12 protein-coding genes are annotated in these 14998 nt (G+C 72.7%); 8 read left to right on the top strand and 4 right to left on the bottom strand.

The features are described from left to right. The first annotated feature begins 100 nt into the window (after positions 1-100). From JF597_RS28370 to JF597_RS28350, 5 genes are all read left to right on the top strand, one after another. Positions 101-1498: an APC family permease gene (locus JF597_RS28370; RefSeq protein ID WP_294002044.1), complete on the top strand. Its 1398-nt coding sequence runs from the start codon at positions 101-103 to the stop codon at positions 1496-1498. A 422-nt stretch (positions 1499-1920) separates the two neighbouring features. Continuing rightward, positions 1921-4569, top strand: a complete 2649-nt coding sequence (locus tag JF597_RS28365) for a CocE/NonD family hydrolase (RefSeq protein WP_294002042.1) — start codon at positions 1921-1923, stop codon at positions 4567-4569. Beyond that, a complete protein-coding gene (locus tag JF597_RS28360) occupies positions 4566-5429 on the top strand; it encodes an ABC transporter permease (RefSeq protein WP_294002040.1) in 864 nt (287 codons plus the stop codon). Before JF597_RS28365 ends, JF597_RS28360 begins: the two co-directional genes overlap by 4 nt. A gap of 156 nt (positions 5430-5585) precedes the next feature. Continuing rightward, positions 5586-7067: a von Willebrand factor type A domain-containing protein gene (locus JF597_RS28355; RefSeq protein ID WP_294002038.1), complete on the top strand. Its 1482-nt coding sequence runs from the start codon at positions 5586-5588 to the stop codon at positions 7065-7067. Positions 7068-7210: 143 nt separating this feature from the next. Then, complete coding sequence (locus tag JF597_RS28350; protein ID WP_294002036.1) at positions 7211-9121, top strand: long-chain fatty acid--CoA ligase; 1911 nt, start codon at positions 7211-7213, stop codon at positions 9119-9121. 58 nt (positions 9122-9179) lie between these two features. Here the strand turns inward: JF597_RS28350 and JF597_RS28345 are convergent, their stop codons facing one another. Together JF597_RS28345 and JF597_RS28340 are read right to left on the bottom strand one after the other, a co-directional pair. Beyond that, positions 9180-9590 (bottom strand): rodlin, encoded by a 411-nt coding sequence (locus JF597_RS28345; RefSeq protein WP_294002035.1) that lies wholly within the window; start codon positions 9588-9590, stop codon positions 9180-9182. Positions 9591-9744: 154 nt separating this feature from the next. Further along, positions 9745-10158, bottom strand: a complete 414-nt coding sequence (locus JF597_RS28340; RefSeq protein WP_294002033.1) for a rodlin — start codon at positions 10156-10158, stop codon at positions 9745-9747. A 272-nt stretch (positions 10159-10430) separates the two neighbouring features. Between JF597_RS28340 and JF597_RS28335 the strand changes: the two genes are divergently transcribed. The 3 genes from JF597_RS28335 to JF597_RS28325 all read left to right on the top strand — a co-directional run bounded on the left by JF597_RS28335 (position 10431) and on the right by JF597_RS28325 (position 12273). Next, positions 10431-10847: a rodlin gene (locus JF597_RS28335; RefSeq protein WP_294002032.1), complete on the top strand. Its 417-nt coding sequence runs from the start codon at positions 10431-10433 to the stop codon at positions 10845-10847. 267 nt (positions 10848-11114) lie between these two features. Continuing rightward, positions 11115-11366: a chaplin gene (locus JF597_RS28330; protein ID WP_294002031.1), complete on the top strand. Its 252-nt coding sequence runs from the start codon at positions 11115-11117 to the stop codon at positions 11364-11366. 118 nt (positions 11367-11484) lie between these two features. Beyond that, positions 11485-12273 carry a chaplin family protein gene (locus JF597_RS28325; protein WP_294002030.1) on the top strand — a complete coding sequence of 263 codons (789 nt, stop codon included), beginning with the start codon at positions 11485-11487 and terminating at the stop codon, positions 12271-12273. Positions 12274-12315: 42 nt separating this feature from the next. On the opposite strand, the gene JF597_RS28320 is transcribed toward JF597_RS28325, so the two are convergent. Beyond that, positions 12316-13572 carry an NAD(P)-binding domain-containing protein gene (locus JF597_RS28320; RefSeq protein WP_294002029.1) on the bottom strand — a complete coding sequence of 419 codons (1257 nt, stop codon included), beginning with the start codon at positions 13570-13572 and terminating at the stop codon, positions 12316-12318. Then, the gene (locus JF597_RS28315; protein ID WP_294002028.1) at positions 13572-14957 is read right to left on the bottom strand and encodes an ATP-grasp domain-containing protein; all 1386 of its coding nucleotides are present in this window, start codon (positions 14955-14957) and stop codon (positions 13572-13574) included. Before JF597_RS28315 ends, JF597_RS28320 begins: the two co-directional genes overlap by 1 nt. Between the last annotated feature and the right edge of the window lie 41 nt (positions 14958-14998).

The following is a 14998-nucleotide window of genomic DNA, read 5'->3' as shown; positions in this document are numbered from 1 at the left end:
CCGAAGGTAAACAGCCATTGACGCAATGGTTTTCGTCGGGGTTCCATGCGCTCAGTTCAGCCGCCCGGAGGCATCCACCAGAGTCGATCGGAACCGCCGCATGACCGACACGCTCCGCCCTGTCGAGAACGCCGCCACAGAGGCGTCCGACAGCCCCAAGACGCTCAAGCGCTCCATCGGAGTAGTCGGCGGCACCCTCCTCACCCTCTCCTGCGTCACCCCGGCCTCCACGCTCTTCGTGGTCGTCCCCGACCTGTTCGGTTCTCTCGGGACCGCCACCGCCCTCACGATCGCGATCGGCTCCCTCCTCTGTATCGCCGTGGCGTTCTGCTACTCCGAGCTGGGCACGCTCATCCCCAGCGCGGGCGGCGAGTACGCGATGGTCTCGACGATGGCGGGCCGTCTCGCCGGCTGGCTGGTCTTCGTCCTCTCCCTCCTCGTCGTGATGATCGTGCCCCCGGTGATCGCGATGGGCACGGCCGACTACCTCGCCCCGATCGTGCACCTGGACCCGGCCATGACCGGCGCCGGAGTGATGCTCCTCGCGACCCTCGCCGGCCTGCTGGACCTGCGCGCGAACGCCTGGATCACCGGCATCTTCCTGGTCCTGGAGGTCATCGCGGCCGGCGTGGTGGCGGTGCTGGGCTTCTCCCACAGCCACCGGGGCGTCGGCAGCCTCACCTCGATGCAGGTCGCGGACACGGGCGGGCACACCACGACCGTCACCGCGATGCTCGTCGTCTCCGGCCTGGCCATCGCCCTCTTCGTCACCCAGGGCTTCTCGACGGCGGTCTACCTCTCCGAGGAACTGGAGGACCCGCGCCGCAACGTCGCCCGTACGGTCCTCGCCACCCTCGCGATCTCCACGGTGGTCATCCTCGTCCCGGTCGCCGCGATCACCATGGGCGCGACCGACCTCAAGGCCCTCACCGGCGGTGACATCAGCTCCATGGTCACGGCCTGGTCCAACTCCGCGGTCGGCACCTTCGTCAGCCTCTGCGTGGCCCTCGCGATCATCAACGCGGGCATCGTCATGGTCATCCAGAACTCCCGCGTCCTGTTCGCCTCGGCCCGCGACAAGGCCTGGCCGGCCCCGGTCAACAGCGCCCTCTCCCGCCTCGGCCGCTTCGGCTCCCCCTGGGTCGCCACCCTCGCCGTCGGCGTCCCCGGCGCCGTCCTCTGCTTCGTCAACCTGGACACCCTGTACGGCGTGACGGGCGTCTCGGTGACCGGCATGTACCTCCTCGTCGCCGTCGCCGCCCTCCTCGCCCGCCGAGGCCACTACAAGCACACCCCGGCCTGGCGCATGCCGCTCTGGCCCGCGATGCCGATCCTCCTCATCGCCGTCCTCGGCTACATCCTCACCCAGCAGGAAACGATCTACCTCCTCTGGACCGGCGGCATCACCGCCGCCGCCACCCTCTACTGGGCCCTGTACCTCCGCCCCCGCAAGGAAACCCACTGGGTGGTCTCCATCCCGGACGACGCCCAGGCGTAGTCGCCGGGCCGGCTGGCCGACCTCAGGAGCCCGGGGAACTGCGCGACCGGCCCCCACCGCCCGGTTCGGCACCGCCGAATGGCTGGTCGCCGTTGCGGCGGGATTGTGTGGAGCGGCGGCGGGTTGTGAGCGCCGGGCCGGGTGGCCGACGTCGGGGGCGCGGGGAACTGCGCGACCGGCCCCCACCGGCCCGCGGGGATCCACCGCCCGGTTCGGCACCGCCGGAGTCCGCCGTTGGCGGCGGGATCGGGTGCGTGGTGGTGCTCGGGGGAGCGGCGGTTGAGCGTTCGTGTCCGGCGGGCGTGTCAACCCGATGTACCGCACCCGGAGTACAGGTGGACGCCGCCGTACGCCGCGGGGATGGCGCCGGGTTCACCCCACCGTCGGCGTCGGACGTCGGTCCATACCCGTACCGTTGAAGCATGGATCTTCGACCCCCCGGCCTGCGAGCGCTGCTCGGGCGGCCGCGGCGGCTGCTGGCCGCCGCGGCCGCCGTCGTCGTGCTCGGCGGCGCCGGCACGTGGACGGCCGTCGCCTCGGACGACCCGTCCCCGGTGCACCGGACCGACAAGGTCATGGCCGTGGACGGGGTGCGTCTCGACACCTCGTTCTTCACCGCCGCCGGCACCGGCCGACGCCCCGCGGTCCTCCTCGCCCACGGCTTCGGCGGCAGCAAGGACGACATGCGCGCCGAGGCCGAGGACCTGGCCCGCGACGGCTACGCGGTCCTCACCTGGTCCGCCCGCGGCTTCGGCAGGTCCACCGGGAAGATCGGCCTCAACGACCCGAAGGGCGAGGTCGCCGACGTCTCCAGGCTCATCGACTGGCTGGCGAAGCAGCCCCAGGTCCGGCTCGACAAGGCCGGTGACCCGCGCGTCGGGATGGCGGGCGGCTCGTACGGCGGCGCGATCTCCCTCCTCGCCGCCGGTTACGACCACCGCGTGGACGCCATCGCCCCGTCCATCACGTACTGGAACCTCGCGGACGCCCTGTTCCCGAACGGCGTCTTCAAGAAGCTGTGGGCCGGGATCTTCTTCAACACCGGCGGCGGCTGCGCCAACTTCCAGCCCGAGCTGTGCGCGATGTACGACCGGGTCGCCGAGTCGGGCAGGCCGGACGCCGCCGCGGTCAAGCTCCTCGAAGAGCGGTCGCCCTCGGCCGTCGGCAGCCGCATCAAGGTGCCGACGCTGCTCTTCCAAGGGCAGACCGACTCACTCTTCACGCTCGCCCAGTCCGATGCCGCGGCGAAGGCCATCAAGGCCAACGGCGCCCCCGTCGACGTCGACTGGATCGCCGGCGGTCACGACGGCGGTGACCTGGAGACCAGCCGTGTCGAGGGCCGGGTCACGTCGTGGTTCGACCGGTACCTGAAGGGTGACAAGGCCACCGACACCGGGCCCGCCTTCCGGATCACCCGCACCGGCGGCGTCGACTCCACCGACGGCGCCGCCCAGCTGCGCGGCGCGACCGCCGACAGCTACCCCGGCCTGGAGAGCGACCGGAAGGACATCACCCTGAAGGGCGGCACCCAGCGCGTCGCCAACCCGGCCGGCGCCAGCCCGCCCGGCGTCTCCGCGCTGCCCGGCCTCGGCGGCTCCGGCGGCCTCGCCCAGCTCTCCTCCCTCGGCGTCGGCATCTCCCTCGACTTCCCGGGCCAGTACGCCCGTTTCGACTCGGCACCGGTGACCGACACCGTGCAGATCACCGGCACCCCCACGGCCACCGTCCACCTCACCTCCACCAGCGACGACGCCGTGCTCTTCGGCAAGGTGTACGACGTCGGCCCGGACGGTACCCAGCAGGTGCTGCCCTCCCAGCTGGTCACCCCGGTCCGCGTCGAGGGCGCCAAGGCCGGCAAGGACGTCACGATCACCCTCCCGGCCATCGACCACGAGGTGCAGAAGGGCCACCGGCTGCGCCTGGTCCTCGCCTCCACCGACCTCGGCTACGCCTCCCCGGCCGCCCCGGCCACCTACACCGTCTCCCTCAGGAGCCCCCTGAGCGTGCCGACGGCACCCAGGGTGGACACGGCCGCCGCACCGCTGCCCGCCTGGGTGTGGTGGCTGCCGCTGGCCGGCGCGGTGGCCGCCCTGGCCCTGCTGCTCACCGGCCGCCGCCGCACCGCCGGCCCGGCCCCCGCCCCGGCGCTCGCCGAAGTCCCGCTTGAGATAACGGACCTGACCAAGCGCTACGCCGGTTCGGCCGACCGGTACGCGGTCCGGGAGCTGTCCTTCCGCGTGGAGAAAGGCCAGGTGCTGGGCCTCCTCGGCCCGAACGGCGCGGGCAAGACCACCACCCTGCGCATGCTGATGGGGCTGATCAAGCCGGACGGCGGCGAGGTCCGGGTCTTCGGCCACGCCATCCGCCCCGGCGCCCCCGTCCTCTCCCGGGTCGGCGCCTTCGTGGAGGGCGCCGGCTTCCTGCCGCACCTGTCCGGCCGGGAGAACCTGGAGCTGTACTGGCAGGCCACCGGGCGCCCGCCGGAGGACTCCCACATCGAGGAGGCCCTGGAGATCGCCGGCCTCGGCGACGCGCTGGCCCGCGCGGTCCGCACGTACTCCCAGGGCATGCGCCAGCGCCTCGCCATCGCCCAGGCCATGCTCGGCCTGCCGGACCTGCTCATCCTCGACGAACCCACCAACGGCCTCGACCCGCCGCAGATCCGCGAGATGCGCGAGGTGATGATCCGCTACGCGTCCGCCGGCCGCACGGTGATCGTCTCCAGCCATCTCCTCGCCGAGGTCGAGCAGTCCTGCACCCACCTCGTGGTGATGGACCGCGGCCGGCTCGTCCAGGCCGGACCGGTCGCCGACATCGTCGGCTCCGGCGACACCCTCCTCGTCGGCACCGGCACCCCGCTGGAGGAGCCGGTCGTGGAGAAGGTGGCCGCGCTGCCCGGGGTGGCCTCCGTGACCGGCACGGACGACGGCCTGCTCGTCCGCATGGAACCCGGCGGCAGCGCCCCGCGCCTGGTCGCCGAACTCGTCCGGCTCGACGTACCGGTGGCGTCCGTCGGCCCGCACCGCCGTCTGGAAGACGCCTTCCTGACCCTGATCGGAGGTTCCGCGTGAGCGCGCTCACCGAGAAGGCCGCGGTCGCCTCCGGCTACCGGGCGGGCCGCACCCTGCCGCTCCGCGTCGAGCTGGTCCGCCAGCTCAAGCGGCGCCGCACCCTGGTGATGGGCGCGATCCTGGCCGTACTGCCCTTCGTGCTGCTGATCGCGTTCGCCGTCGGCGGCCAGCCGGGCAGGGAGAACGGCCAGGTCACCCTGCTGGACACGGCCACCGCGTCCGGTGCCAACTTCGCCGCGGTCAACCTGTTCGTGTCCGCGGGCTTCCTGCTGGTCATCCCGGTCGCCCTGTTCTGCGGGGACACCGTCGCCTCGGAGGCCGGCTGGTCCTCCCTGCGCTACCTGCTCGCGGCACCCGTGCCGAGGGCCCGCCTGCTGTGGTCCAAGCTGGTCGTCGCGCTCGGCCTGAGCCTGGCCGCGATGATCCTGCTGCCGCTGGTCGCCCTGGCCGTCGGCACGGCCGCCTACGGCTGGGGACCCCTCCAGATCCCCACCGGCGGCGCCCTCGACACCACCACCGCCGCCCAGCGCCTCGTGATCGTCGTCGGGTACATCTTCCTGTCCCAACTGGTCACCGCGGGACTCGCGTTCTGGCTCTCCACGAAGACCGACGCCCCCCTCGGCGCGGTCGGCGGCGCGGTCGGCCTGACCATCGTCGGCAACGTCCTGGACGCGGTCACCGCCCTCGGCCACTGGCGCGACTTCCTGCCCGCGCACTGGCAGTTCGCCTGGGCGGACGCCGTACAACCCCACCTGGAGTGGTCCGGCATGATCCAGGGCACGGCGGTCTCGATAACGTACGCCCTGGTGCTGTTCGCGCTGGCCTTCCGCGGTTTCGCCCGCAAGGACATCGTCTCCTAGGTCACCGGACGATCTCCCTCCGGCCTCGGAGCCCATGGTCCGTGGCCTCTTCGAGATCCATCCGCAACGCATCGGGGCGCACGTTCCGGCCCCCTGCGCCGTCACAGTCGACGACAAGTCAGGACGTCGACTCCGACCGGCACAGGGGGCACACCGATGAACCGACACCGGACCCGACGACAGACGTGCGCGGCACTGCTCGCCCTCACCACCGCGGGCACCCTGCTGCTGACCGCCTGCGGCGCGGACGAGAACCACGCGAACGGCCCGAACTACACGATCGCCACCGGGGCCCCGGCCCCGTCCGCGGCCCAGGGCGACGAGACCGCCCCGCCCTCCGACCACCTCTCCACCTTCGCCCTCGACGTCGACACCGCCTCCTACGGCTACGCCCGCCGCACCCTCGCCGACGGCGGCCGCCCCGACCCCTCGACGATCCGGCCCGAGGAATTCGTCAACAGCTTCCGCCAGGACTACCGCACACCCGAGCACAACGGCTTCACGGTCACCGTCGACGGCGCCCGCACCGGCAAGCCGGACTGGTCCCTGGTCCGGGTGGGCCTCGCCACCCGCCCCACCGACGACGACCCCGGCGCCCGCCCCCCGGCCGCCCTCACCTTCGTCGTCGACGTCTCCGGCTCCATGGGCGAACCGGGCCGGCTCGACCTCGCGAAGAAGTCCCTGGACACGATGACCGACCGGCTGCGCGACGACGACTCGGTCGCGCTCGTCACCTTCAGCGAACACGCCGAGACGGTCCTCCCGATGACTCGCCTCGGCGGCCACCGCGCCGAGATCCACGACGCCGTCGACGGCCTCGAGGCACTCTCCTCCACCAACCTCGGCGAGGGCGTCGAGACCGGCTACGCCACCGCCGTCGAGGGCCTGCGCAAGAACGCCACCAACCGCGTCGTCCTGATCTCCGACGCCCTCGCCAACGACGGCGAGACCGACCCGAACGCCATCCTCCGGCGCATCGACGGCGACCGCCGCGAGTACGGCATCACCCTGTTCGGCGTCGGCGTGGGCAGCGACTACGGCGACGCGCTCATGGAACGCCTGGCCGACAAGGGCGACGGCCACACGGTGTACGTCTCCGACACCGCGACCGCCGCGGACGTCTTCTGCCGGCAACTCCCGCAGAACATCGACCTGGTGGCCCGCGACGCCAAGGCCCAGGTGGCCTTCGACCCGCACACGGTCGCCGAGTTCCACCTGATCGGCTACCAGGACCGCAAGGTCGCCGACCGGGACTTCCGCGACGACAGGGTCGACGGCGGCGAGATCGGCCCCGGCCACACGGTCACCGCCCTCTACGCCGTCCGCACCAAGCCGCACACGGACGGCCACCTCGCGACGGCCACGGTCCGCTGGCTGGACCCCGACACCCGCACCCCGCACGAGAACACGGGCTCGATGGAGACCGACGCCCTCCACGACAGCGTCTGGTCCGCCTCCCCGCGCTTCCAAGTAACGGCGGTGGCGGCCTACTTCGCGGACGCACTGGCGGACGGGGAGTACGACATGCCGGGGAGCCCGGGTCTCGGAAAGCTCCAGGCCCGCGCCGCAACGCTGGCAAGGACGACGGAGGACAAGGACGTCGCGGACCTCGCGAGGGCCATCCAGGAGGCGAGCTGAAGCACCCCTTCGGGGGCGCTGGGGGTACCCCCGGCCGAAGGCTGGGGGAGGAACTGCGCGACCAGCCCCCACTCACCCGCACCCGAACTCCAAACCCTCCGAACCCATTGACCTCCCCTTACTTCCGAGTAAGTTGACGCCCCATGAGCGTACGCAGCGACCTCAAACGAGCACGTCAACGAACCGACCTGGCCGACCGGGGCAAGGTCGAAATCATCAAGGACGAGGCCGGGGTCGTGCGGGAGGCGCGCCGCCCGCCCCTCGCCGCTCCGCTCACGACGGGCTCCCTCGCGGACCTCCCCTACACCAACGCGGCGGAGGCACCCCACTCGACAGCCATCCGCCGCGGCGAGGGCGCCGTCACGGCAGCTGCCTTCGCCACCCAAGTGACCGACACCGCAAAGGGCCTGATCGCCGCCGGCCTCGCCGCAGGCGACCGCGTCGCGGTGATGTCCCGGACCCGCTACGAGTGGACGGTCCTCGACTTCGCCGTCTGGGCGGCCGGCGGTGTGACCGTCCCGGTCTACCCCACCTCCTCCGCCGAGCAGGTGGAGTGGATCGTCCGCGACTCCGGCGCCCGCCACGTCGTCACCGAGACCGCGCAGCACACCGCAACGGTCACCACCGGCACCGCCTCCCACTCCGGCCCCCCGCGCATCTGGGAAATCGACGGCGGCGCGCTCGCCGACCTCGCCCTCCTCGGCCAGGGGGTCCCGGACGAGGAGGTGGCCAAACGCCGTGGCGGCCTCACCCCCGACACGGTCGCCACCGTCTGCTACACCTCCGGCACCACCGGCCGCCCCAAGGGCTGTGTCCTCACCCACGCCAACCTGCACGCCGAGGCCGCCAACACGGTCGAGCTGCTGCACCCCGTCTTCCAGGCGGTCACCGGCCAGACCGCGTCCACCCTGCTCTTCCTGCCGCTCGCCCACATCCTGGGCCGTACGCTCCAGATCGCCTGCCTGCTGGGCCGCATCGAGATGGGTCACTTCCCGAGCGTGAAGCCGGACGAACTGCGGCCCGTGCTGCGGGAGTTCCGGCCGACGTTCCTGGTCGGGGTGCCGTACCTCTTCGAGAAGATCCACGACACCGGGCGGGCGACCGCCGAGAAGATCGGCCGGGCCGCCTCCTTCGACCGGGCGGAGCGGATCGGCGTGCGGTTCGCCGAGGCGTATCTCAACAGGTTCCTCGGCACGGGCAAAGGCCCCGGGCCCGGCCTGTACGCCGCCTGGGCGCTGTACGACCTGCTGGTCTACCGCCGGATCCGCAAGGAACTCGGCGGCCGGATGCGGTACGCCATCAGCGGCGGCTCACCGCTCGACCGCGACCTCAACCTGTTCTTCCACGCGGCCGGCATCGTCGTCTACGAGGGCTACGGCCTCACCGAGACCAGTGCGGCCGCCACGATCGTGCCGCCGCTCGCGCCGCGCCCCGGCACGGTGGGGCAGCCGATCCCGGGGACGGCCGTCCGGATCGCCGAGGACGGCGAGGTGCTGATCAAGGGCGCGGTGGTGTTCGGCTCGTACTGGAACAACCCGGCCGCGACGGCCGAAGTGCTGGCGGACGAGGGCTGGTTCGAGACCGGCGACCTCGGCGCCCTCGACGAGGACGGCTATCTCACCATCACCGGCCGCAAGAAGGACATCCTGGTCACCTCCGGCGGCAAGAACGTCTCCCCGGCCGTCCTGGAGGACCGGCTGCGCAGCCGGTCGCCCGTCGGCCAGTGCCTGGTGGTCGGCGACAACCGGCCGTTCGTCGCCGCGCTGATCACGCTGGACCCGGAGGCGGTCGCCCACTGGCTGGCCGTACGCAGACTGCCGCCGGGCACCCCGCTCGCCGAGCTGGTGCGCGACGACCGGATGCGGGCCGAGGTGCAGAAGGCGGTCGACCATGCCAACCTGGCCGTCTCCCGCGCCGAGTCGATCCGTGCCTTCGCCCTGGTGGAGGGCGAGTTCAACGAGGAGAACGGCCTGCTCACGCCGTCCCTGAAGGTCAAGCGGCACGCGGTGACCGCCCGGTACGCGGCCGAGATCGAGGCGCTGTACCGGAAGTGAGCAAAAGGCGGCGGGCCACCGGGGGAACCGGTGGCCCGCCGCCCGCGGCGTCTGCGGACTACTGGTTCGCGGTGCCGTTCGCGGACAGCGCGGAGATGTCGTCCAGGATGTGCGACAGCGGCTCGTCGCCCTTGGCCTGGGTGGAGTTCTCCACGCACTGCTGGTTCTGCGGCGCGGAGAGGATCGGCACGTCCTGCGCGACGCCGACGGCGACCGCACCGATCAGACCCTGCAGGTTCGCCTTGGCCGGGAGGCCGACGCACGGCTTGTTCAGCGAGCCCTGGACCAGCGAGAGCTGCGGGCTCTGGTCGCCGAACGTGGCCGAGTTGCCGAACTCCGACTTGGCGCCGTTGCCGCTGGCCGAGGTGGTGCCGTTGTCGTTGCCGGTGGCCAGGGCCTGGGGAGCGGCCGTGGCAGCGAAACCGGCGACGGTGACGGCGACGGCCGCGGTTGCCCACAGCTTCTTCATGTTCGTTCCCTTTCGAAAGGCGGACTCCGGGGAGGAGCTGCGTGATCGTCAACTTACCCGGATTCGCCGAGGTTGCGTGGTATGCCCCGATTGGCGTAGCGCGGTCGGACCAGCCGACCGGCGCCCTCGCGCCGGGGCCCGGAGGGCTTCCGGACTACTTGTTGCCGGTGCCGTTCGCGGACAGCGCGGAGATGTCGTCCAGGATGTGCGACAGCGGCTCGTCGCCCTTGGCCTGGGTGGAGTTCTCGACGCACTGCTGGTTCTGCGGCGCGGACAGGATCGGCACGTCCTGAAGGACGCCGACGGCACCCAGACCGGCCAGGCCCTGGAGGTTCAGCTTCGCCGGGAGGCCGATGCAGGGCTTGTTGAAGGAGCCCTGGATGAGCGCCAGCTGGGGGCTCATGTTGCCGTACGTGGCGGAGTTGCCGAACGCCTGCTGGGCACCGTTGCCACTGGCGGAGGTGGTGCCGTGGTCGTTGCCCGTGGCCAGGGCCGGCGAGGCGGCGGCAGCGGAGGCGCCGACGACGGAGGCTGCGACTGCGGCGGCGGCCAGAACCTTCTTGATCACTTGTCAGTTCCCTTCTGAGGACACCCCGTCCACCGGAGCGCACTGGTCAACTGCGAACGCTCCGTTTGGTTGCTCCGCTTCACTCCAATGGCCCACGCTCCGGAAATCCACGGATTGCGCGCCGACCCCGGTTTACCGGGGAATTCCGGGCGGCCGTCGGTCCGAACGGGTGACGTGCCGTCCGGTGCCGCAACCATTCCGGTTGCGGGCGGTTGATGCCGGGCAGGAACGTCCGTCTTGGCCTGGAGCCAGGACAGGAAAGGAATAGCGAAATGCTGAAGAAGGCAATGGCCGCGGCGGCGGTCGCCGTGTCCGTCGCAGGTGTGTCGGCGGCGGCAGCCCCCCAGGCGCTTGCCACCGGCAACGACCACGGCACCACCTCCGCGAGCGGCAACGACGCCAAGGAGTCGTTCGGCAACTCGGTGACCAAGGGCAAGATGAGCCCGCAGGCCACCCTGGTCCAGGGCTCGCTCAACAAGCTCTGTGTCGGTCTCCCCGTGAAGGCGAACGCCCAGGGGATCCTCGGCCTCATCGCCGCCGTCGGGGTGGCCCAGGACATCCCGGTCCTGTCCGCGCCGCAGAACCAGCAGTGCGCCGAGAACTCCACCCAGGCCAAGGGCGACGAGCCGGTGTCGCACGTCCTGGACGACATCGCGGTCCTCGCGGCCAACGGCGTCGCCAACCAGTGACCCCGGTCCTGCAGAGGCCCGCCCGGGCAGCGCGTGTGCATGCGCTCCCGGGCGGGCTTTCGTCGTGGCCGCGTAATTCCCGCCGCCGGAAGAAGCGTCGAAGAAGCGTTTCCTCTCTTATGTCAATTCTGTGAGGGCGTTCGAGTGAATTAACCGACGGAATGCGTTCCGTAGTTTCTTCGACTGTCTATTCCTCGTTCTACAGCCTGCCGGTCATGGTGCGAGCCGTTCAAGCTGTGCTCGCTCGGTTTCGGCCGACATACGGGCATGACCGCAGAGAAGGGAAAGTTCATGAAGAAGACCGCTGCTGTGATCGCCGGCGCCATCCTGGCGCTGGGCGCTGCCGTCCCCGCCTTCGCCGACGCCGGTGCGCAGGGCACGGCCTCCAACTCCCCGGGCGCCATCTCCGGCGACGTGATCGAGGTTCCGGTCCACGTCCCGGTCAACGCCTGCGGCGACACCGTCGACGTCATCGCCCTGCTGAACCCGGCGCTCGGCAACCCCTGCGTCAACGACTGACGGCGTCACACAGCGCACCAACCTCCCGGCTGTGTCATGGCCGGTCTCGGACCGCCGGTTCTTCGCATCAGCGGTCCGAGGCCGGCTTTCCACTTCGTCAAGCAGGAAGACAACGAGATTGCGACAGACCCTCAGCAGGGGGATGCTCGCGGCCGCCGCCGCGACGAGCATCCTGTCCCTGTACGGCAGTCCCGCGCTCGCCGGCACGGATCCGACCGGAATCGCGGCCGGTTCGCAGGGTGCCGTGTCGGGCCGTGACGTCCGGACCCCGGCGAGCGCTCCCGCCGACGACTGCGCCGACTCGGCCGACACCGCCGCGGCGTCGCGCCCGGCGGCCGGCAACTCCTGTGCGCACGACCGGGGTTCGGGAGAGCACGACGGCGACCGCGCGCGCGAGGGCTCGGGACACGGCTCCGAGGTGGACCCCGGCGGCGAGACCGGCGCCACCCCGTCGCCCGACGTCCGCGAGACGCCTGCGGCCTACGGCGACGACACCCCGCCCGCGTACGGCGACAAGACCCCGTCCGCGTACGGCGAAACCCCGTCGGCGTACGGCGAAACCCCGTCGGCGTACGGCGAAGACACTCCGCCCGCGTACGGCGACAGGACCCCGTCCGCGTACGGCGAAGACACTCCGTCCGCGTACGGCGAAGACACTCCGCCCGCGCCGACGTCGCCGCCCATGGCGACAAAGCCGCCGACGTCGCCGCCTGCCACCACGCACCCGCCGACGTCCCCGCCGCCGGACCGGACGCCTCCGCACGGCGGGCAGCACCACGGGACGCCGCCCAGCCTGCCGCACACCGGAAGCGCCGCCGTGCTCGCGACCTCGGCCGCCAGCGCCGTGCTCCTCGCGGGCGGTGCGGTCCTGTACCGCCGGGGACGGGCGGCCGCCCGCCGGCCGTAGCGGAGACGGGTGCCGGACGCCCCGAGGCCCGGCACCCGCCCGTCAGCTCCGTACCGTGTCCGGTGCGGACTCCCGCCGGCCGGCCGGGACGCCCCAGCCGGCCGGCCCCGAGCGCAGCCGCCGCCGTACCCCGCGCACCAGCGTCCGCGCGGTGAAGCCGGCGCCGTGCACGAAGCGCATCGCCGGGCCGAAGCCCGCCGCCGTGACCAGACCGGCCAGGAACAGCCCGGGATACGAGGACTCGAAGTCCCGGCCCACCTCGGGAGCCCCGTCGGCCCCGGTCACCAGGGTCGTCCGCAGGTCGTCGGCGAGCAGCCTGAGCCGCCCCCGGGTCGCCCTGAACCCCGTGGCCGCGATGACGTGTTCGGTCTCCAGGGTGCCCAGCCCGCCACCGCGCACCGTGGTGTCCAGGCGCACCCCGCCCGCCGTCGCGCGCGCCGCCGTGACCTCGCGGCCGAGCAGTACCTCCACCCCGGACTCCACCCGCTCCCGCACCCACCAGGCGCCGGCCGGGCCGAGGGCGCTCGCCGCGATCCGGGTCCGGGTCGGCTCGGCGAGCCGCCGGTACAGGCCGGGCCGCTCGGAGTAGAACCAGTTGCGCCAGCCGGGACCGAGCCCGCTGTGCGGGGCGCGGAGCGACTGCCACCACGGGCGCTGCCAGGGCGGCGGCACCTCGTTCCAGAACAGCTCGTCCGCGCGCACCAGCACCCTCACCCGGCTGTCCAGTTCGGCGAGGAGCGCGGCCGTCTCCAGGGCCGCCTGGCCGCCGCCGAGCACCGTGACGTCCCGGCCGCGGAAGCGGCTCAGGTCGGCGTGGTGGCTGCTGTGCGTGACCAGGTCGGGGGAGAGGCCGCGCACGGTGGCGGGGATCTCGACGAACGGCAGGACGCCGACGGCGAGGGCGACCGTCCGGCCGCGCAGCACCTCGCCGTCCGCCGTCGTCGCCTCGAAGCCGCCGGTGCGCGGCGCGACCCGGGTGACCATGCGTTCGTCGACGGGCGGCGCGGCGTTGCGGGCGAACCACAGGCCGTACTCGGCGAACATCTCCAGCGGGATCGGCTGCCCGTGCCGGGCCGCCACGCCGCGGCCCGCGCAGTAGACGTCCAGCCGCCAACGCGCGTCGGGGTCGGACAGGTTGGAGGCCCAGGGCTCCGACTTCAGGAACATCCCGCGGGGCATGTGGTCGCGCCAGGACGCCATCGGGCGGCCGAGGACCCGCACGTTCAGGCCCGCCGCGGAGGCGTGGGACGCGATGGACAGGCCGTACGGGCCCGCGCCCACCACCAGCAGGTCGTACATCAGCAGCTGCTCGCTTTCTCGTCGTCGGACCGGTCGGGCTGACCGGAGAGGCCGGGGACGCCGGGCGCGGCGGGGACGCCGGCCACACCGGTGAGCTCCTCGTCCCGGGCGGCGGGCACCAGGGGTTCCCCGGGCTGGGGCGCGGGCACGAGGGGCTCCCCGGCCTGGCGGACCACGGGGGTGTGCGGGCGCGGTGCCGGGACGGCGGTCCCGTCGTGCAGCCGGCCGAGAAGCCGGCCCGCCACATGCCGGCCCCACAGCGCCCACATCGCGAGGCCCGGCCCCCGGTCGTCCGGCGCGGACCAGGCCAGCTCCCGCCCGCGCGGGGCCGGACGCAGCGCGCTCAGCGGCGCGTAGTTCTCCACCACGAACGCCCGGCCGGCCAGCGGCACCCCGTCCGGCAGCGGACGGTGGGTCAGGTCCAGGTGCTGCGCGCGTACGACATCCAGGCCGGCGCTGTCGGCGAAGAGCCGGAACTGGGCGCCCGGACGGGGGTTGAAGTCGAGGAGGTGGTAGCGGCCGGTGCTGCCGCAGCGCCGGAAGTCCAGGTCGAAGATGCCCCGGAAGCCCAGCTCGCCGGTGAGCCGCTCGGCCAGCGCCCGGACCTGCGGGTTGGGCGTCCACAGGCCGACCGCGGTCAGCCCGGCGGCGCGCGGCCACGCCTGCTGCTTGCGGCCGGGGCCGCCCGCGCGCACCCGCCCGGTGCGATCGGCGTAGCCGTGGAAGAACCAGTCGCGGTCCGGGCCCGGCGCCAGGAACTCCTGGAGCAGCAGCCTGCTGCCCGCCTCCTCGCTGCGCAGGTACAGCTCCACCGCCTCCTGCGCCGAGCGCACCACGACCGTGCTGCGCAGCCCGGCCCCGGCCGGCAGCAGCCAGGGCCGGCTCCACTTGGCGATCACCGGCAGACCGAGCCGGCGGACCGCGGCGGCGGTCTCCTCGGCGCTGTCCGGGACCAGGGTCGGCGGGTGCGGGATCCCGGCCGCCGCGCACACCTCGGCCAGCTCGGCCTTGTCGGCGACGCGTTCGGGCAGGGTGCCGGGCTGCTGCGGGAGCAGGAAGTCGGGCGCGAGGTCCGCGCGGAGCCGGCCGGCCGCGATGGCGCTCGCGTCGTCCATCGGGATCAGCACCGCGGGGCGGGCGATCCGCGCGGCCACCCGGTGCAGTACGGCCGCGATCTCGGCGGGCGACGCGCCCGGCGCCGGCGGCGGATGCAGCTGCCGGACGAAGCGTGACCTGCTGACCGGGCTTCCCGAGGAGTCGGCGACCACGTGGACCTCCACCCCGGCTCTGCCGAGCGAGCGCACGGCCCCCAGGGTGCCGTGGTGAAAGGGGTTCCGGTCGATCCGCAGCAGAACCGCGGGAACCCGGATGTCTAGCAGCGACACGGACCATTTCCTTTGCGTCTGTTCACCCGTGCGGGCCTTCG

It is taken from the genome of Streptomyces sp. (assembly GCF_019510245.1).
GTDB lineage: Bacteria > Actinomycetota > Actinomycetes > Streptomycetales > Streptomycetaceae > Streptomyces.
This window is presented reverse-complemented; position numbering and strand designations above follow the sequence as displayed.